Consider the following 18,935-nt stretch of genomic DNA (forward strand, 5'->3'; position numbering starts at 1 on the left):
TGATGGAAATCAAAGGACGTCAGTTCTCAGGCTATCGCCGTGAAAATGGTCGTGTCGGTATTCGTAATCACGTGATTGTACTGCCGGTAGATGATATCTCAAATGCAGCAGCAGAAGCGGTGGCAAACAATATCAAAGGGACCATAGCGCTGCCCCATCCTTATGGTCGCCTGCAGTTCGGTGAAGACCTGGAGCTCCATTTCCGCACCCTGATTGGTACGGGTTGCAACCCGAACGTGGCGGCAGTAATTGTGATTGGCATTGAGCCTGGCTGGACTCAACGCGTGGTTGACGGCATTAAAGCCACGGGTAAACCGGTAGCCGGTTTCTGGATCGAGCAGAACGGAGATCACAACACCATTTGTGCCGCCTCACGCAAAGCGAGAGAGTTTTCACAATATGCATCTGAACTGCAGCGGGAAACTTGCGACATCAGCGAGCTTTGGGTATCGACCAAATGCGGCGAGTCTGATACGACCTCGGGATGCGGTGCTAATCCTTCTGTGGGCAACCTGTTTGACCGCCTGTATGAGAACGGTAACACCCTTGTCTTTGGCGAAACCTCCGAGCTGACTGGCGGCGAACATCTGGTGGCTGCACGCTGCGCCAATGACGATGTGCGCCAGAAGTTCCAGTTCATGTTTGATCGCTACAGCGCAATGATCGACCGCTGGAAAACCAGCGATCTTTCGGAATCGCAGCCCACCAAAGGCAACATTGAGGGCGGGCTCACGACCATCGAAGAGAAAGCGCTGGGCAATATTCAGAAGATCGGTAAGAAATGTCGGGTCGATGGCGTACTGGATAAAGCAGAAACCCCCACCGGACCCGGGTTGTGGTTCATGGACTCCTCATCTGCAGCAGCCGAAATGGTCACGCTATGCGCGGCAGCCGGTTATGTAGCGCACTTCTTCCCGACCGGCCAGGGGAACGTCATTGGCAACCCGATTTTGCCGGTCATCAAAGTGTGTGCGAATCCACGCACGGTGCGCACCATGTCAGAACATATTGATGTGGATGTCTCAGCCGTGCTGCGCCGCGAAATGAATATGGATGGGGCCGGGGATGCGCTGCTTGAGTCACTGTTGCGTACCGCTAACGGGCGACTCACCGCCGCTGAAGCGCTCGGCCATCGTGAGTTTGTCCTGACCCGTATTTTTGAAAGTGCGTAACATACCTGCCCGCCATCAGTGGCGGGCGTCATCTCTTTACTCGCCTGCGGCGGCTTCCCGAGCGCCGGTTCGCAGCCGCCAGGCTTCGCGAGGACAACCCAATGCGAATGCTCAAGCACCTTTACGTCCAGGTTTTGATCGGCCTGGTCGCCGGAGTTGCTGTGGGGTACGCCTTTCCTGATTTTGCCGTTCAGATGAAACCCCTCGGCGATACCTTTATCCGTCTGATAAAGATGATCGTGACCTTAGTGATTTTCTGTACCGTGGCGATTGGTATTGCAAGGATGGAGAGCCTGAAGCAGGTCGGCAAAGTCGGCGGCAAGACGCTGATCTACTTTGAAGTGGTCACCACGCTGGCGCTGATTATCGGCATGGTGGTGGCCGATGTGATCAAACCTAGCGGGCATGAATATTGATGCCAGTAAGCTCGACGGCAGCACCGTAAATCATTACGTTAGCATCAGTGAGCACAGTAAAGGCTTCCTGGAGCAGATAATTCCAGACTCGGTGATTGGCGCCTTTGCCCAAGGGAACTTACTACAGGTACTGTTGTTTTCGGTGCTGTTTGGGGTTGCGCTCTCGCTGGTTTCGCAGCGCAGCGCCTTCATCACCAAAACGATCGAGCAGTGCGGCGAAGTCTTGATGCGGATTGTCGAGCTCATCATGCGCCTGGCACCGTTGGGTGCCTTCGGTGCCATCGCCTTCACCGTGGGTAAATATGGTCTCACCTCCCTGCAACACCTTGGCATGTTGATTGTCTGTCTCTATATCACCAGTTTTCTCTTTATTGGCGGCGTACTGGGTCTGATTTGTAAACTGGTCGGCGTCAACCTGTGGCGGCTCATCCTCTATTTCCGGGAAGAGTTATTGATTGTGCTGGGCACGTCAACCACCGAATCGGTACTGCCGCGCCTAATGGTAAAAATGGAGACGTTGGGATGCAACCGCGCCATTGTCGGGCTGGTGTTGCCGACGGGATACTCATTTAACCTTGATGGTGCAGCGATTTACCTCACTATGACTTCGCTATTTATTGCTCAGGCCACCAATACTGACCTGACACTGTGGCAACAAATTGGTCTGCTATTAATTCTGTTGCTCACGTCAAAAGGTGGCGCAGGCGTAGCGGGGGCGGCGCTGATAGCGTTAACCGCCACACTGGCAACCCATAACATTATTCCGCTGGCAGGAATCACGCTGGTGCTGGGCATTGATCGCATCCTCAATGAGATGCGCGCCGTCACCAACATGATCGGTAATGTGGTGGCGACGCTGGTGATCGCCCGTTGGGAAAAGAAACTCGATCTGGCACAGCTACATGAACAACTACGACAGGGGCCGGGGGTGATCACTCTGCCAGAAAAGCAAAATGTCGACACGCCAATGCCGGCCACACGAGAAGAGAGGAGTACATTGCAATGAGTCACATGACGCTGGCGGTAGAAGAACTCAGCATTATTGCTCAACAGGCACTACGAAAATCCGGCGTCAGCTCTGTATCAGCGGCGGATACCTGCGCCGCATTGATGGCAGCCGAGCAAGCTGGCATCGCCTCTCACGGCTTTGCCAGACTGCCATTCTATCTCGATCAACTGGATAGCGGTAAACTGAAGCCAGATGCGCAGTCCGTGCTGGCAGAGTATGGCAGCGTGGTGAATGTTAATGCCGATTCCGGCCTGGCGTTTCCTGCCGTGCAGCGAGGTTTGGATCACGGGATCGCCCTGGCGCAGCATTGTGGAATTGTGGCGGTGGCTATTAGCCGCTCGCACCATTTCGGCATGGCCGGATATTACGCTGAACAGGCCGCGCGTCAGGGATTGGTCTGTCTCGCATTCAGCAACGGCCCGGCTGCAATGGCGCCATGGGGAGGCAACACCCCGCTGTTTGGCACCAACCCCATCGCTTTTGCTTCGCCGCGTGAGAATCAGCATCCGCTGGTCATTGACCTTTCGCTCTCAGAAGTGGCGCGCGGTAAAATTATGCTGGCCAGCCAGAAGCAAGAGGCTATTCCGCTGGGCTGGGCGCTGGACAGAGATGGGCATCCCACGCAAGATGCTGACGCCGCACTAGCGGGCAGCATGGCACCGGCGGGCGGCACAAAAGGGGCGGCTCTGGCACTGATGGTTGAACTGCTCACCGCTGGTCTGACTGGCAGCAATTATGGTTTTCAGGCCAGTTCATTTTTCAATACCGAGGGAGGACCGCCACATATTGCACAGTTGCTGTTATTGCTGAGCCCCGCATTTTTCTCCGCAGGATATTTGCAACACAGCGAGCAGTTGTTTGCAGCCATGCAGCAGCAACCAGGCGTGCGCTTGCCTGGAGAACGTCGTCAGGCAGTAGCGCAGCAAAACAGCACGCAGATTTCATTGCCGGCTGCTTTGCTGGAGCAGCTGCGAATCAGAGCTGGTTAAAGTAGGCGTGGTGCCGCGTCATCACAGTGGATACACGATACTCCACAGCTTTATCCTGGAAATCCCGCGCAATGCGGTAAATGCGCAGCAGTGCCTCCCCCTCTTCCGCCTCCAGATGCAGGACTTCATCCGGTCCTGCATTTATCGCTTTAATTTGCTCATGCGCATTGGCAACGGTACAGGCATATTTCTGCTGGTACAGTTGGTAAAGCGTGTTCGGCAGGATGTCAGGTTCACGATCCATCCCTGGGAAGCGTGCTGCATCAATATAGACGTGTTCAAGAATGGCGGGAGCACCATCCAGGTCACGCACGCGCCAGATATGGATGACCTTACTGCCAGGCTCAATATCCAGCGCCAGCGCTTCTTCTTCTGATGCGGTGCGCAGATGACGCGCCAGCACTCGCGACAGCGGCAGTGAACGCTCGCCATTTTCACGCAGGATATTAAAAAACCGAAATAATGCGCTATCGGAATCATGTGCAGCAACCACCGTGCCTTTACCCTGGTAGCGGATAACCACGTTGTTACTCACCAGCTCATTTAAGGCCTTACGCAAGGTACCAATGCTGACATTATAGGAATCTGCCAGACTCGCCTCGCTGGGGATATAAGTGCCTGCTGGCCATTCGCCGGAGGCTATTCTTTCCAGCAATAACTGGCTGATTTGCAGATAAAGCGGTTGAAAGACGGCCGATTTCATTTCAGCCGATAAAGGAATGTCCTGACTCATGATGTCTTCCTCACTAAGAACGACATAGGGCAATGCTGACTATTCACACTATGACATATATAGGAGTTCCGAGCATCCTGATCGCGTTGAATCACGCTATTCAGCTGGTTTTTTATTGTTACTATTCAGCGCGGCTCACGTTTTTCCTCTGAGAAGAGTGATTTTTATCTTGCTACACTGGCCGGAAACTCAATTAATTATCTGATAATATTGCAGTATTAACTTAATCCTGAGTGGCATTGACACAGAAGCCTTGTTCCTGATGAGTCTATATCTGATATTCAGATTAGCGATAACGTTATAATAAATTATTCTTTTGGCCGATTTACTCTCATGCTCAGTCCTATACATGAGGAGAAAGTTATGGCCGAATTGTCCCTGACGAAACATTCACAAAGCTTCAAGCGTTTCATCCCTGGTCTATTGCTAACGGCGATTATCGCTTTTACTACCGCGTGGCTGGGCAATCAATCTATTATGTCTGGCCTCGGTTTGGGTGCATTGACACTGGCCATCATCGTCGGCATTGTGGTGGGCAATACTGTGTATCCGTCGATTCATCCGTATTGTGATGAGGGAATGCAGTTTGCCAAGCAGAAATTACTGCGTCTTGGCATCATTCTGTACGGATTCCGCCTGACTTTTCAGCAGGTGATGGATGTGGGCGTCAGTGGTGTCATGATCGATGTGATAATGCTGTGCAGCACTTTTATTATTGCCAGCACTCTGGGCTATCGCTTGTTAGGAATCGATAGAAAAACCGCCTGGTTAATCGGCGCTGGCAGCAGCATTTGTGGTGCTGCAGCAGTCCTGGCAGCCGCGCCCGTAGTAAAAGCAGAAGCGTCAAAAGTCGCGGTGGCTGTGGCAACGGTGGTAATTTTCGGCACGCTGGGTATTTTTCTTTATCCCTTTATCTGGCGCGAATTTGCCCATGCGCTGCCCGGCATTTCACTGACACAGTTTGGCATCTATACCGGCTCAACCATGCATGAAGTAGCACAAGTGGTCGCTGCCGGTCATGCAGTGAGTGTGGACACCGAAAACGCCGCAGTGATAGCGAAAATGCTGCGGGTCATGATGCTGGCACCCTTTCTGCTGGTACTGGGAGCGATGGTGAACCGGTACGCGGGCGAAGTCGGAACTCGCCAGAAACGCATCACCTTTCCGTGGTTTGCGCTGATATTCATTTTGGTCGCACTGTTTAACTCATTCCACTTTTTACCGCCCGCCATGGTATCAGGCATCAATGCCCTGGATAACGTATTGCTGGCGATGGCGATGGCTGCGCTGGGATTATCAACAAGAATCAGTCAACTTAAAAACGCCGGATTGCGTCCGTTTTTGTTGGGGTTAATTTTGTTTATCTGGTTAGTCGTTGGTGGCGGGATGATAAATCTGCTCATCCATCACTGGTTGGGATGATGAATAATGTAAAATTCAGGGCGAATGGTGGTGTGGGGTCAGTCCAACTATAGGGCAGGATCGTCTACTGGGGCGGGGTCAGTCCACATACATGGTAGCATTGTCTACTGGCTCGGGGTCATTCCACGACGGCTCGGAAGTGTCTGGGTTATCTGTAGCGATTCAATATTAACCAGGGTTCACAACCTGATACATTCTTTTCTTTGTCTGCTTTCGGGCTGACTAGTCTTCAAATTGAGCGTCTGTTTTTACGCTTTAATAAGAAAGCGGCAAATTTGCCGTTTTCTTATTGATGTAAAATCTCGTTTTTTGAAGGTCCTTCAGCCCGCAGGGTTTGTTAACCCGGTGACGATTCAGAATGCACATTTCGCATCCAGTTTTCTAATTCAACAACCTCCTTTTTGAGATTTTTATAGAAAAGATTTAAATCAGTTATATTTTCAAATAGTTTCTCTGATGAGCAATACCCCCACAAAGGATCTTTACTATCAAAAAAACCATGAACTTCTGCAACATCCATTATTGTATCTTTATATTCATAAGGAATCTTCTTTTCATGCCATGCTTTCAAAAACAAAAAAAATATAGCGACTACTTTGATAGTTGATATTGCATTTTTACCATTAACTCTATTTTCAACAATGGAAGGGACGATAAACCCTGGAATTTTTGTAAATCCTTCGCAAGATACCCTTGCGTTGGTATCTTTTAACCATGCATTGCTAAACCTTGATAACACAATATCACGATACTTTGTAAGATCCATTGTGCCAGAGTTTAAACAAGGGATCACGTCGTTAGTAATGTAATCCCATGCCATTTTTTTATAACGTGAGTAGCAATATCTTCATGAATATATGTTTTCCCAATAAGGGTTCCAGCCCACGCACAGAATGCATGTGTGGCATTAAGGATCCGAACTTTTGCCTCTTCATAAGGTTCCACATTTTTAACAAACATGACACCGACTCTTTCCAGTGCTGGACGGTCAGCTGCAAAATTATCTTCAATGATCCACTGAATAAAAGATTCAGACATGACCGGGCAGTCATCATTAAAACCAAGGGAATTTTTTACTCTTTTTGTTAACTCAACATCTGACTTGGGGGTGATTCTGTCAACCATACAGTTGGGCGCTGAAGTATGCTCTTTTACCCAGTTTAGTAGGGCATTATCTCCAGTTAGAGTAATAAACTCCAGCAAACCTTGATAGAAACGTGAACCATTATGTCTGAGGTTATCACAACACAGCAAAGTGACTTTATTATTACCTTTTTCTTTCCTTTCTGCCAGAATGCCCCTTAAAACACCATAGATAGTACAAGGCTCATTTCCATATTTTAAGTCATTGGCAATATCAGGATGCGACTGGTCAAGCCTAAAGTCATTTTTTAAATAATATCCACCCACTGTAACCGCAAAGGAAATAACTCGTGTATAACTAAGTGCACCTTGATTTATTAGTGCAGCATTTTTATTTTCTCTTGTAATTATTTTCGTTATGCTGGCGATTTTTTCAAAATTATGGATACCCTCTGGGGTGACCGTATCAAGTACATATTCTCCTTTTTGCAACATTAGCGCATTCAGAGTTTGATCGGCATCACTTCTGATATTACCTAAAGAAAATTCCCATTTAGCGTCTTCCAGCTTAATAAGCTGATTAAAATACCATGCCTGATGTGAGCGATGAAATGCACCGGCTCCGATATGTAACCAACATAATTTGGACATGATTTTTCTCCAGGTCAGACAATCTACTAATTAATATGTTTGGTAAATTTCCACTCAGATGAAATAATAAGCGGTTGATTCTGAGTCACATACTGTGGTATTCGATTAATATCATTAGGTGCCTGGGTTAGAGGGTTGACACAAGTCGCATCAGGTTGCTTATCAAAGATAACCAGACTATGAGCAGTAGAAGTCATCTTCAGCGTCAGCCGGCCGGGCCAAACAAGACTGGCGTGTACCCCTCGGATAAAACCAAAACAATCATCCCAGGGTCCTGGTTGTGGTGTTATCCGCTTACCGGTGGGAAGTTCATTCTCGCCAGTCTCCTCTTGCCAGTCCGCTGAAAACTGAACGCCCAGTTCACTCTGGTCACCATCGGAATACAGATGTTTCAAAAACCAGGGGTGCCACCCTGCAGAGGCCGGAAACGTATCTGCATCGCTGTGAATTTCCAGGTGCATGATTAGCGCATCGCCCTGCAACGCAATACGCTGTATAACATAGCCTTTCCACGGCCACGGGTCTGCCAGTGTCATACGGAGTGTCAGACTCCCATGAGTTTGTTCAACAACCTCCCACAAGGAATAACACGCCATCCCATGCAGCGCGTGAGGAGGTTTATTGGCAGGCAATTGCCAGATTTTCCCGTTCACATCCAGTTGGCCATTACCCAGACGCCCAACCCACGGCACCATAGGAAATGAACCATACTGAAACGCGCGACGCTGTGGGTTCCACTGGCGCAGTAATTCATAGCCAAATACCCGTAGCGACGTCATCCGGGCGGCATCCTGAGGATAAACCGTCACCTCAACATGCCCACATTTCAATGTAATGGCATCACCCATCGGCCCCGGCCAGGACGCATCAAACGCCTGTTGCAGTGCCTGAAAATGTGCATTTTCCCCTTTATTGTTCATGAGATTGGTTCCTTAGAAAGTGATAATCTTGTGTCAATTTTTGCGCCTTTCCCTGGGGTGTATTGAGCGGTAGAGGTTCGATAAACCAGACGCATACAAACGACACCACAGAAAGAACGAATAAGAAGGTGGCCACATACCAGGGCTCGCCGCCCCCTAATGCCAACAAACTTGAGGCAATAAGGGGACTCATACCACCGAGAATGGCAGATACCTGATAGGCAAAAGAGAGTCCCGTGTAACGCACCTGAGTGCCAAACATGCGGGTAAAAAGCGTTGGCTGAACGGCAAACATCATCGTCGGGCCAAAGTTGTAGCCCAGAATCATGCTTATCCAGATAATCGCCACGCTTTTGGTGCCCAGAAGCAGGAAGAAGGGAAACGCAAACAGCACACAAAAACCTGCGCCCAGAAGATAGATTTTGCGTTGCCCCACGCGGTCGGAAATCCAGCCCACCAACGGGCAACTCACTATCCCGATGGCGGAGGCAATCAACATGCCGGTTAGCGGAATATCTCGGGAAAGCGCCAGCTGCGTGGAGATATAGACGATGCCAAAGGCGTTGATAATATTTGAGGAAACGCTCTCAGCGAGACGCGCACCCAGCGCCAGCGAGATATTTTTCGGGTGTTTACGGAATAGCTCAATCAGCGGCGGCGGTGCTTTCGTTTCATGCACCTTTCCCTGCCGTTGTTTAAAATCCAGAGTCTCTTCGGTATGCAGGCGGATGAACATCCCCACCGCCAGCATTAGCGCCGACAGCCAGAACGGGATACGCCAGCCCCAGGAAAGAAATTGCTCCTGGGTCAACAGATGGTTGCAGAGCGCAAAAATCCCGGTCGCCAGCATGATGCCGACGGAAGCGGCCGTTTGCGGTAATGAGCCCAGAAAACCCCGTTTCTTCTGCGGCGCAGATTCAATGGTCATCAGCGCTGCTCCACCATACTCACCGCCCAGGCCAAACCCCTGAATTAGGCGTAGCGACATCAGCAGCAGCGGAGCCCAAATACCAATATCGTGATAAGTGGGAATAAACCCGATCAGAAATGTGGAGGTACCGACAATGCCCAGCGTCCAGATAAGGGTAATTTTACGGCCAATTCTGTCGCCAAAATGGCCGAAAACAATGCCACCCAGCGGGCGAGTGAGGAAGCCGACGCCAAAGGTGGCAAAAGCCGCGATAACGCCAATAAAGGGGTCGCTATCGGGGAAAAACAACGGCGCAAACACCAGCCCGGCGGCGGTGCCAAAAATAAAAAAGTCATACCATTCCAGTAATGCGCCAGCGAAACTTCCCATGACGACGCGGCGCATCGCTTTGCCAGAGAGTCCGGCAGCGGGTTCATTTAATCTTTCAGACATTGTGTTTCCTCTCCGTAGCGGTGAGAAAACTGTGGGTGAAATTCACCCACAGCAGGTACAGGTCATCGCGCATCGATACATGCCGGGCGCGTTATTATTTTTCCAGTTCAGCTAATACCTGAGCGTCTTCCGCATCCACGTTGGCTCCCAACGGTTCCCATTTAATCAGCGCGCACGTGATGAAACCGAGGAAAGGCACCAGCGCCAGCCAGAAGAAGGCATCCGTCTTTAACGCGCCCCAAAGCATAGGCCAGAATATAAGGCCAGCAATCGCACCGGTACGCATAATCGCGCGGGCAAAACCGACACCCGTCGGGCGAATACTCGGTGGATAGGAGAGCGTGGCGATCGTCATCCCCAGGCCGCCAGGTCCAGCTGAGTGGAAGAAAATGATGGTACCCAGCAGCCCCAGAGAGAGCCATGGATTGGTGGTGGCCAGCGCGCCCAGTGCCAGCAGCGCCAGAGTCACGACGGCGAAGCCATACATTGACTGCAGACGTGTCCCTAAGCGCTGCAGGATCAGAGAACCAATCAGACCACCGGAGATCCCGCACAGGGCGTTAACCACCGCCGAACCGGAGAGTGCCCCCGTCAGACCGCCGCTCAGAATACCCGCGAGCGTTAGAGGTAAATAGACGCCCACCGCGTTGTACTGCCATGCCTGCATCGTGGCGACAATGCATCCCAGGATGGTGCGTTTGCGATAACGCCCGTTGAACAGAATGCCGTACCCGGTGTGGATTTTGTTTTCACTCTGCGTGGCCTGAGTGATGGATTTTTCCTGCGCCACGCTGGCATGTACCCCATAGCGTTTACGCAAGATATCGCAAGCTTCATCATAGCGACCGACGCGTGCCGCCCACATGGCAGATTCACCAATAAAGACGTAGCGCAGGATCATGATGATAACGGCGAACACGGCGCCAATGAAAATGCCGTAGCGCCAGAGCTGGTCTTCCGCAATGCCGGACAACAATAGCGGCAACAGAACCAGATACACCACGGTGGTAGACACATACCAGGCCATCTGCCATAAGTTGACCGATGTGCCGGTTTTTTTCGACGTGGAGCCGCGAAGCTCTGCCACGGCATTGGTCGCCAACGGGAAGTCGATACCCAGTCCGAAGCCCATTACCACACGGCAGACCAGTACCCACCAGATATTGGGCGCAACGGCCACGGCTGCAGCCCCTAAAGTACACAGCGCCATACCAATCAAAAATGCGCGACGCTGGCCAAAATGGTTGATGACACGGTTTGCCAGCAGGCCGCCGATAAGTGCCGCAATCAGCACTGAGGCGTTTACCGTAGCCGCAAGACCCGGGGAGATACCAAACTGGGCCGCAATATATTTATTACCAAAACCCACCATTGCCGCCTGATAGGCATCAATCAAAATGCCGCCCAGCGCAATGAAGATAACGCCTGCACTCGCATTAACAGCCGAGTTTTTATTAACAATATCAATCACGTCCTGTGGACGACTGATTGAGTAAGGTGCAGGACTGGTGATTTGTACCATCACAATATCCTTTTCTTTTGTTGTAGGGGACGCCGCCCTGGTGCGGCGTCTGTCAGAGGTTGTGGCCCATTACGCGTCGGCAAATTGCAGCATGACTTTGATGGAGTCATTTTGCTGTGCGCGTTCAAAAGCCGCAGCGGCTTCACTCACCGGGAACATGTCTGTTACCAGCTCGCTGGTATCAAAGCGTCCGTCAGCCAGCCATTCGATCACCACGTCAAAATCCTCGGGGATGTACATGCCGGAGTTGAGCAGGTCACGTTCGAAACGCTGCATCATTGGCAGCGGAATTTCACGCGGGCCGCTCGGTACACCCATGCAGACCACGGTGCCACCGGCATACACGCGGGTGCAGGCCTCATTGAGCGTCGCCTGCGCGGCAACTACATCAATCACACCAGTAAAACGGGCCTGCGCATCCAGCTCACCGGGAGCCCAGGCTTGTGCGGCACCCAGTTTGACTGACAGAGCACGTTTAGCGGCATCAGGTTCGATAACGGTAATCTCACCCGCGCCCATGATACGCAGCGCCTGCACAATCGACAGACCAATGGTACCCGCGCCAATCACCAGCACGCTTTCCAGCGCGGCTTGTGGCATACGTGTTACGCAGTGACGCGCACAGGCGGCAGGTTCAGCAAACGCGAGCACTTTTAACGGCATTGAGTCAGGTGCAATATGGCAGTTGCGCGCCGGCACGACATGCTGCGAACGAGCAAAGCCCGGCGCACGGAAACCCGCCACATGCGGCGGCTCACACAGGTTAAAACGCCCGGCTTTACAGGCACGACACTCCATACAGGCCATGATGGGATCAACCACCACATGATCGCCTGACTTCACGTTCACCACATCGCTGCCCACTTCGGTCACGCGAGCCGCAATTTCATGCCCTGGTACGACGGGCGGTTTGGCAAACGGATGTCCGCCTTTCAATACATGCAAATCCGAACCGCAAATCCCGAAAAATGCCGGGGCAATGCGGACTTCGTGAGGCTTAAGTTCCTGGTGTGGCTGCTCGACGTACTGCGTCGTGACCTTTCCAATATCGGAAAATAAAACCTGGGTAATTTTGTCCATGGAGGTTCTCCTGATGCACATATGGTTTTGTGTTAACGCTGAGAAATACCTTCATCAACAATCTCGGCCAGCCGCTGCAGACGCGGGACTGACACATCGCGTAGCATGGTTTGCGGATCTTGCGCGCCAATAACCGATGCCCAGACCGCACGGCCCGCCAGGAAACCGGATGCCCCGCTTTTCATAGCAATACGCACAGCACGGCCAAAGATATCGGCCTCAACGCCTGATGAAAGGATGACCCACGGCATATTCATCTGGTCATTCAGTTTCTGGCAGGCCGACAGCAGTTCACCTTCATTGCCCTTCCCGCCCAGCGGCATTTCCACTTTGTAAAGATCAGCCGCGGTGCTACCGAGTTCGGCGGCAGCGGCTACAATGGCGCTCTCGCGGTCAAATTCCCAGCCGCGGCGCGGCGGACGAACAACCGGCTCAATGATGCTCACCAGACCGGCACTGCGGCAGCGTTGAACAAACTCATCGACCATCGCAAGACGCGCGTCTGCCGGTTCGTCTTCACGCCACAGCACCAGCAGCTTCATGGCCTTACCGCCCATTTCGCGCACACGATGCGGATCGATAGCCCGGTCAATTTCCACGCTATCAACCGGAATGCCGTTACCCGGCACGAAATGATCGGCGGCGATAATCAGACCGCAGCTATCAGCCACCGCGCCCTGCGCAATAATCTGATCGAGACAAAATTGTTTATCAGCCAGCACAGCGGAAGCATAAGGAGAAAGAATGCGCGTCGCTGCCACTTTAAAATCGGTCAGTACGCTGTCGGCAACCGGTTTTGGCTGACCTGCTGCGGCAAACATCAAACGCATAGCCTCGCGTTGGTCGACGGCCAGCATGGCGAATCCACCGCCCGGACGCGAGATATCTTTCAGGGTATAAGGGGTGTTCAGGGAAGACATAGTTACTCCTGTGGTAATCGATAATTAAAGAGAGTCTGGTCGACCAGCAAGATGGCGAACCTGGGATAACAAGGCACTCCAGTCCTGGCGGCCCCGACCGTCGTGGCTGGCGGACTGGTAATAGGTTTCGGCGACTTCGCCCATACCCAGCGGCGCACCGGTTTGTCGGGCGACGTCAACGGCAATACGCAGGTCTTTCAGCGCAAGATCGACCATAAACGCCGGAGAGAGATCGCCTTTCAGCACTTTGCCCGGCCAGGTGGTGGTGAAGTGGCCTTTACCTGCCGCCGTGCCGCTCATCACCTTGATAGCGACATTGAGGTCAAGACCTAAGGATTCACACAGCACCGCGGCTTCGGCGGAAAGCGCATTGAGCGCAATGCTCATATAGTTGTTAATCAGTTTGACGCGAATCCCCATTCCTGGCCCGCCCGCGTCTACCAGCTCCGACCCCATGCACATCAGGATCGGGCGCGCGCGTTCAACCTGTTCAGGCGAACCGCCCGCGAGAATAAGCAAGGTGCCGTCTTTGGCGTTATCAGAGGTGCGGCCAACCGGTGCATCCATCATGGCGTGGCCTTTTTCAGCCATTTCGCTAATCAGTGCATCGGTTTGCAGAGGGTGAATGGTGGACATGTCGATCACCAGCGCGCTTGCGCTCAGCGTTTCGCACACGCCCGCTTCACCGAACAGTACATCGCGGACAATGTCGCCATTAGGCAGCATGGTGATGATAAACTCGGCATCCAGGGTGGCATTTGCGGGTGTCGTTGCAGCAACCGCGCCCTTTTCCACCAGCGCGTTGACTGCCAGTGGGTTGAGGTCGAAAACACGTAAGGAATGGCCTTTACGCAACAGGTTGCTGGCCATAGGGCTTCCCATCTGGCCAAGCCCTAAAAATGCGATGATGGACATGAACACTCTCCTGTAACTGAATGAGCAAAAAAACCACAATCAACAAGTCATTTTTGTCTGTTTTTGATCATATTTGTAATTTATGACTAAAAACCAGACACCCGTCACTAATTTGATCATTTATGTCATTAAAATGAGCATTAGACGACTAAATAAAACAGGAACAGACAACGATGATCAGAATTGCGTGTGTAGGGATTGCCGTACAGGATCGTATTTACTATATGAATGCGTTACCAACAGGCGGCGGTAAATACCAGTCGGACCAGTACCAGGAAACCGGCGGAGGGCCTGCCGCTACAGCCGCAGTGGCGATTGCGCGTCTTGGTGCAGAGGTCGATTTTATCGGCCGCGTTGGCGACGACAGCTGCGGTAAGACATTAATTGCCGAACTCCAGCAGTTTGGCGTGAATACACAGCATTGCCTTCAGGTACCGCAGGCACGATCTTCACAATCGGCCATTCTGGTGGATGAGCACGGCGAGCGGATCATCATCAACTATCCCAGCCCGGATCTTCCGGTCGACGCAGATTGGCTCGAGGCTATTGATTTTTCGCAATATGATATGGTGCTCGCCGATGTTCGCTGGCATGACGGTACCACAAAAGCCTTTACACTGGCACGTGCTGCGGGTGTACCGACATTGCTGGATGCCGATGTCACACCGCAGGACATCACGCCGCTGGTTGCCCTGGCTGACCATGCCGTTTTCTCTGCACCCGGCCTGAAACGGATGACCGGATGTGAGGACACAGAAGAGGGCCTAAACAAAGCTGCCGCGCAAACGGATGGACGTGTTTATGTTACTCAGGGCGCGGAAGGCGCATTATGGAAAGAGTATGATCGTTTTTGTCACCTACCGGCCTTTGTCGTCAAAACAGTAGACACCACCGGTGCCGGCGATGTTTTTCACGGCGCGCTCGCTCTGGCGCTGGCGGAAAACATGCCGACAGAAACCGCCGTACAGTTCGCCAGCGCAGTGGCCGCAATGAAATGTACGCGTCCCGGAGGACGTGCGGGTATACCAGAACGTGAGAAAATCGCGTCATTTTTGTCACTTTATGCATAAAATAACAGGTTTTTACAGGGGAACTAACAGGAGTGTTCATGAGCATCACCGAACTGACCGGTAATCCGCGACACGATCAGCTTGTTCACTACATCGCTGAACGTGGCTATATGAATATTGAAGAGCTCGCGCAATTACTGGATGTTTCGACCCAAACTATCCGCCGCGATATTCGTAAGTTGAGTGAGCAGGGTTTAATCACCCGACACCACGGCGGGGCCGGGCGCGTTTCGAGCGTCATGAACACCGCGTTTGAAGAGCGTGAACTGTCATTAACCCAGGAAAAACGGGAAATGGCCAATGCGGTATCGGATTATATTCCTGAACGCTGTACCGTGTTTATGACTATCGGGACGACCGTTGAAGCCGTCGCCCGTGCGCTGTTGGGCCGCGAGGACCTGCGCATCATCACCAACAGCCTGCGCGTGGCGCAAATTCTGTACAAAAACCAGGATCTGGAAGTCATGGTACCTGGTGGCACGTTGCGCTCGCACAATGGCGGCATCGTCGGGCCCGGAACGGTGAGTTTCGTTGAGGGCTTCCGGGCGGACTACCTTATCACCAGCGTTGGTGCCATTGAGAACGATGGCACGTTACTCGAGTTTGACGTGAATGAAGCCATCGTCGCCAAAACCATGATGGCCCATGCCCGCCACACGCTGTTGGTCGCCGATCATACAAAATTCCACGCATCTGCGGCCGTTTCGATTGGCAATGCACGCAAGGTCAAAGCATTTTTTACTGATAAACAGCCGCCTGCGGCATTCCGGCAACTACTGGAAGAAGAAAAGGTGGAACTGGTCATCGCTGAGGATGACGCCTGATCGAGTCAACATGATTGCGCGTGCCCGGAAAACCGGGCACCGTTTCAAAACGGCAGTCGCGTACTGCCTCGCGGCATAATCTCAAACCCCACATCGACTATTTCGCCTTCATAACTCCTGTCAGCGCTCATTTTCAACATCATCTCTGCCGTGCATACAGCCATAGCATCCGCATTAAGATTTACGCTGCTCAGTGTCGTCGGGGAAAGCCATGCACTGGAGGGGAAATCACCGTAACCCAGAATGCTAAGCTTCTCCGGAATCGCTATACCTCTCGCCTGCGACTCCATAAGCAACGCGGTGCCAATGGCGTCGCTGGTACAAAAAATACCGTCCAGCCCGCGCTCTTTGACCAGGGTTTTCGTCAGAATTTCGCGACTGGCCTGCCAGATGTTTTCTGACCGAGGAATATCAACCAGCAACGGCGTTTTGTCATGCTCTTCCAGCGCGCGGCAAAAACCGATGTAACGAATGCGTGCCCGGATATCATCATCAAAGCGCGTGGTGAAATAGGCGAGCTTGTCGCACCCGGTTTCCAGCAAGTAACGCGCGGCAGTGTAGCCAATTTGCTCATGGTTGTTGCCGACCTGGGCCGGGAACGCGCCGCCATTAACCTGCCACATCTGTACCACCGGAACGCCACTGTTACGCAGCATTTTCAACGTCGACGACTTATGATCGGCCCCGGCAATGGCAATCACCGCGGGCGACCATTGCAAAATAGAGCGAATTTGCTCTTCTTCTTTATCCAGACTGTGGTCATGGGAAGCAATCGACAGCTGGAAACCCTGCGCGCTGACGGTGGATTCAATGCACTGCACCACATGGCTAAAAAAGGTGTTCGCCAGCGAAGGCAGCACCACGGCCATATTGCTGCTCTGCCCTCCGGTAAACTGACTGGCGATTTTGTTATGCACATAACCCAGGCTATCAATGGCAGCCTGAATTTTCTTGCCGGTTTTATCAGATACACGGTCAGGCTGGCGGATATAAAGCGAAACCGTGGAAGGCGAAACGCCCGCCTTTTCAGCAACATCATCAAGTTTCACTATTTGGCGTGATCTCTGGCGCATTCCTCTCCCACACTTTCCTGCAACGCCAGCGGCATTGGCGTGTGTTCGCCGGCACGATGACGTCGTGTTAATACCAGAATCAGTATTAATGCTGTAGTCCACACTATTGCCAGCAGCCAGACGAAACTGTCCGGAACCCCGGTTTTCGCCGCCAGCCCCAGCGGGGACAAGGTAATAAAAATACTGACTAAAACGGTCATCATAATAACACTCACAGGCAGCGCGTAGCGCCATTTTTTCATGGGGATTTTAGCGGGCGGTACGTGCGGTTCAATCCAGTCAATGGGGCGCACCTTGCCAATCAGCAGCATGATTGCCACTTCAACGACGAACAAAATACCCATGATATGAATAAAGTGCAGAGGGATAAGTGTATTCAACGGTGTGAAGGTGTACAGGCCATACGCGATGATATGGAAAATGAGTACGCATTTCGCCGCCAGTGCCGGGACGTGGCGGGTTAAAAAACCCATCAGCACAATAGTGATAATGGGGATGTTGTAAAAACCGGTAAACCGGCGCATTAAATCAAAAATGCCGTTCGGACTGTGAAGCAGCAGCGGTGCGATAATGATTGAGACCAGAGAAAACATCACGGATGCCGTCTTACCCACTCGCACCAGTTTTCTCTCATCTTTACAACCGGTTAAAGGCTCATAGAGATCAAGCACAAACAACGTGGCGCTGGAATTGATGATGGAATTGAAATGGCTGATTACCGTCCCGAAAATGGCCGCCGCAAACATCCCAATCAACCACCACGGCAGCACCGCCTTCACCAGTGCGGGATAAGCATAGTCGGCATTGGCGAAAACCGGGCCGAACATGTTAAATGCGATCAGCCCCGGCAGCACCATGACTAACGGAACCAGCAGTTTGATGGAACCCGCCAGCAGTACCCCTTTCTGGCTTTCCGCCAGTGATTTCGCCCCCAGCGTGCGTTGAATAATCATCTGGTTAGTACACCAGTAGAATATGTTCGCACAAAGCATCCCGGTGAATATCGTACTGAACGGCACCGACGACGTTTCAGAACCAATCGCGTTAAGCTGATCGGGATGGTTTAACAGAATTTTGCTACCCGTCAGCAATGAACCTTCCCCCAGAGCGAACAGACCGAGCACCGGAATCAACAAGGCGGCAACCAGTAAAATGATGCCGCTGATCGTATCGGAAATCGCCACCGCTTTAAGCCCGCCCAGCGTGGCGTACAGCCCACCAACCGCCCCCATCGCAAACGCCAGCACGCCAATCGCCCCCCAAGAGGGAAGATGGAAAATCTGCTGGAAATCAAACATTTCGTTCATGGTGATGGCACCGAGATACAGGCTGCACGGATTAGCCATCACCGCGTATCCCACCAGCAGCATGATGCTGACTATGCGCCGGGTATTGCAGTCGAAGCGGGTTTCCAGAAACTGCGGCATGGTGGCAATACCGCGACGTAAAAAGCGCGGCAGAAAAAATATCGCCATCACCACCGTTGCAACCGCTGCGGTGCTCTCCCAGGCCATGCCGCTAATATCAAAGCGGTAAGCGTTGCCGTTCAGCCCCACCAGCTGTTCCGCTGAAAGGTTAGAAAGCAGCAGGGAACCGGCAATGAAGTAGCCGGTTAATCCACGCCCCGCCAGAAAAAATCCTTCTACGCCAGATTCAGAAATCCCTTTCGTTTTACGATATGAATATAGCGCTACGAAAATTAAAAAAAGCAAAAATGTGCCGACAGAAAATAACATTTCCATAAAAGTGCCCTTCCTAGTCTGGATATCGAAG

The 18,935-nt window shown here is 52.1% G+C and carries 14 protein-coding genes and 2 pseudogenes; 6 read left to right on the forward strand and 10 right to left on the reverse strand.

Annotated features, from left to right (window positions below):
* The first annotated feature begins 2 nt into the window (after window positions 1-2).
* The 3 genes and pseudogenes from EDF82_RS07910 to EDF82_RS07920 all read left to right on the forward strand — a co-directional run bounded on the left by EDF82_RS07910 (window position 3) and on the right by EDF82_RS07920 (window position 3,586).
* Window positions 3-1,172 carry a UxaA family hydrolase gene (locus EDF82_RS07910; RefSeq protein WP_095101116.1) on the forward strand — a complete coding sequence of 390 codons (1,170 nt, stop codon included), beginning with the start codon at window positions 3-5 and terminating at the stop codon, window positions 1,170-1,172.
* 101 nt (window positions 1,173-1,273) lie between these two features.
* Window positions 1,274-2,594 (forward strand): annotated as a pseudogene (gene dctA, locus EDF82_RS07915) (C4-dicarboxylate transporter DctA).
* Window positions 2,591-3,586, forward strand: a complete 996-nt coding sequence (locus EDF82_RS07920) for an Ldh family oxidoreductase (RefSeq protein WP_198389046.1) — start codon at window positions 2,591-2,593, stop codon at window positions 3,584-3,586. Before dctA ends, EDF82_RS07920 begins: the two are co-directional and overlap by 4 nt.
* On the opposite strand, the gene EDF82_RS07925 is transcribed toward EDF82_RS07920, so the two are convergent.
* Window positions 3,573-4,319, reverse strand: a complete 747-nt coding sequence (locus EDF82_RS07925) for a GntR family transcriptional regulator (protein WP_123754975.1) — start codon at window positions 4,317-4,319, stop codon at window positions 3,573-3,575. The genes EDF82_RS07920 and EDF82_RS07925 overlap by 14 nt on opposite strands.
* A 363-nt stretch (window positions 4,320-4,682) precedes the next feature.
* Between EDF82_RS07925 and EDF82_RS07930 the strand changes: the two genes are divergently transcribed.
* Window positions 4,683-5,741 carry a YeiH family putative sulfate export transporter gene (locus tag EDF82_RS07930; RefSeq protein WP_095101110.1) on the forward strand — a complete coding sequence of 353 codons (1,059 nt, stop codon included), beginning with the start codon at window positions 4,683-4,685 and terminating at the stop codon, window positions 5,739-5,741.
* A 337-nt stretch (window positions 5,742-6,078) separates the two neighbouring features.
* Here the strand turns inward: EDF82_RS07930 and dalD are convergent.
* From dalD to yihU, 7 genes and pseudogenes are all read right to left on the reverse strand, one after another.
* A pseudogene (gene dalD / locus EDF82_RS07935) lies at window positions 6,079-7,475 on the reverse strand (D-arabinitol 4-dehydrogenase).
* Between the two features lie 26 nt (window positions 7,476-7,501).
* Window positions 7,502-8,395 (reverse strand): aldose 1-epimerase, encoded by an 894-nt coding sequence (locus EDF82_RS07940; protein WP_123754976.1) that lies wholly within the window; start codon window positions 8,393-8,395, stop codon window positions 7,502-7,504.
* Window positions 8,385-9,758: an MFS transporter gene (locus tag EDF82_RS07945; RefSeq protein WP_123754977.1), complete on the reverse strand. Its 1,374-nt coding sequence runs from the start codon at window positions 9,756-9,758 to the stop codon at window positions 8,385-8,387. Before EDF82_RS07945 ends, EDF82_RS07940 begins: the two co-directional genes overlap by 11 nt.
* 94 nt (window positions 9,759-9,852) lie before the next feature.
* Window positions 9,853-11,280: an MFS transporter gene (locus EDF82_RS07950; RefSeq protein ID WP_123754978.1), complete on the reverse strand. Its 1,428-nt coding sequence runs from the start codon at window positions 11,278-11,280 to the stop codon at window positions 9,853-9,855.
* A gap of 69 nt (window positions 11,281-11,349) precedes the next feature.
* Window positions 11,350-12,360, reverse strand: a complete 1,011-nt coding sequence (locus EDF82_RS07955; protein ID WP_095101102.1) for a zinc-binding dehydrogenase — start codon at window positions 12,358-12,360, stop codon at window positions 11,350-11,352.
* 32 nt (window positions 12,361-12,392) lie between these two features.
* Window positions 12,393-13,280, reverse strand: coding sequence for an aldolase (locus tag EDF82_RS07960; RefSeq protein ID WP_123754979.1), 888 nt, complete (start codon window positions 13,278-13,280; stop codon window positions 12,393-12,395).
* A 24-nt stretch (window positions 13,281-13,304) separates the two neighbouring features.
* Entirely contained in the window at window positions 13,305-14,195 is an 891-nt protein-coding gene (yihU, locus tag EDF82_RS07965; protein WP_123754980.1) for a sulfolactaldehyde 3-reductase, read from the reverse strand.
* Between the two features lie 173 nt (window positions 14,196-14,368).
* On the opposite strand from yihU, the gene EDF82_RS07970 reads away from it, so the two are divergent.
* Window positions 14,369-15,265, forward strand: a complete 897-nt coding sequence (locus tag EDF82_RS07970) for a sugar kinase (protein ID WP_123754981.1) — start codon at window positions 14,369-14,371, stop codon at window positions 15,263-15,265.
* Window positions 15,266-15,303: 38 nt separating this feature from the next.
* Complete coding sequence (locus EDF82_RS07975) at window positions 15,304-16,089, forward strand: DeoR/GlpR family DNA-binding transcription regulator (RefSeq protein ID WP_095101094.1); 786 nt, start codon at window positions 15,304-15,306, stop codon at window positions 16,087-16,089.
* 44 nt (window positions 16,090-16,133) lie between these two features.
* On the opposite strand, the gene EDF82_RS07980 is transcribed toward EDF82_RS07975, so the two are convergent.
* The gene (locus EDF82_RS07980) at window positions 16,134-17,138 is read right to left on the reverse strand and encodes a LacI family DNA-binding transcriptional regulator (protein WP_227540111.1); all 1,005 of its coding nucleotides are present in this window, start codon (window positions 17,136-17,138) and stop codon (window positions 16,134-16,136) included.
* Window positions 17,138-18,904: a solute:sodium symporter family transporter gene (locus tag EDF82_RS07985; protein ID WP_123754983.1), complete on the reverse strand. Its 1,767-nt coding sequence runs from the start codon at window positions 18,902-18,904 to the stop codon at window positions 17,138-17,140. Before EDF82_RS07985 ends, EDF82_RS07980 begins: the two co-directional genes overlap by 1 nt.
* Window positions 18,905-18,935 lie beyond the last annotated feature (31 nt).

Source organism: Klebsiella sp. BIGb0399 (assembly GCF_003752615.1).
Classification (GTDB): Bacteria; Pseudomonadota; Gammaproteobacteria; order Enterobacterales; family Enterobacteriaceae; genus Klebsiella; species Klebsiella lignicola.

Coding starts and splice junctions, on each gene's coding strand:
- EDF82_RS07970 (WP_123754981.1), top strand. CDS start 14,369: ATGATCAGAATTGCGTGTGTAGGGATTGCCGTACAGGATCGTATTTAC.
- yihU (WP_123754980.1), bottom strand. CDS start 14,195: ATGTCCATCATCGCATTTTTAGGGCTTGGCCAGATGGGAAGCCCTATG.
- EDF82_RS07975 (WP_095101094.1), top strand. CDS start 15,304: ATGAGCATCACCGAACTGACCGGTAATCCGCGACACGATCAGCTTGTT.
- EDF82_RS07985 (WP_123754983.1), bottom strand. CDS start 18,904: ATGGAAATGTTATTTTCTGTCGGCACATTTTTGCTTTTTTTAATTTTC.
- EDF82_RS07960 (WP_123754979.1), bottom strand. CDS start 13,280: ATGTCTTCCCTGAACACCCCTTATACCCTGAAAGATATCTCGCGTCCG.
- EDF82_RS07940 (WP_123754976.1), bottom strand. CDS start 8,395: ATGAACAATAAAGGGGAAAATGCACATTTTCAGGCACTGCAACAGGCG.
- EDF82_RS07950 (WP_123754978.1), bottom strand. CDS start 11,280: ATGGTACAAATCACCAGTCCTGCACCTTACTCAATCAGTCGTCCACAG.
- EDF82_RS07930 (WP_095101110.1), top strand. CDS start 4,683: ATGGCCGAATTGTCCCTGACGAAACATTCACAAAGCTTCAAGCGTTTC.
- EDF82_RS07945 (WP_123754977.1), bottom strand. CDS start 9,758: ATGTCTGAAAGATTAAATGAACCCGCTGCCGGACTCTCTGGCAAAGCG.
- EDF82_RS07955 (WP_095101102.1), bottom strand. CDS start 12,360: ATGGACAAAATTACCCAGGTTTTATTTTCCGATATTGGAAAGGTCACG.
- EDF82_RS07910 (WP_095101116.1), top strand. CDS start 3: ATGGAAATCAAAGGACGTCAGTTCTCAGGCTATCGCCGTGAAAATGGT.
- EDF82_RS07920 (WP_198389046.1), top strand. CDS start 2,591: ATGAGTCACATGACGCTGGCGGTAGAAGAACTCAGCATTATTGCTCAA.
- EDF82_RS07925 (WP_123754975.1), bottom strand. CDS start 4,319: ATGAGTCAGGACATTCCTTTATCGGCTGAAATGAAATCGGCCGTCTTT.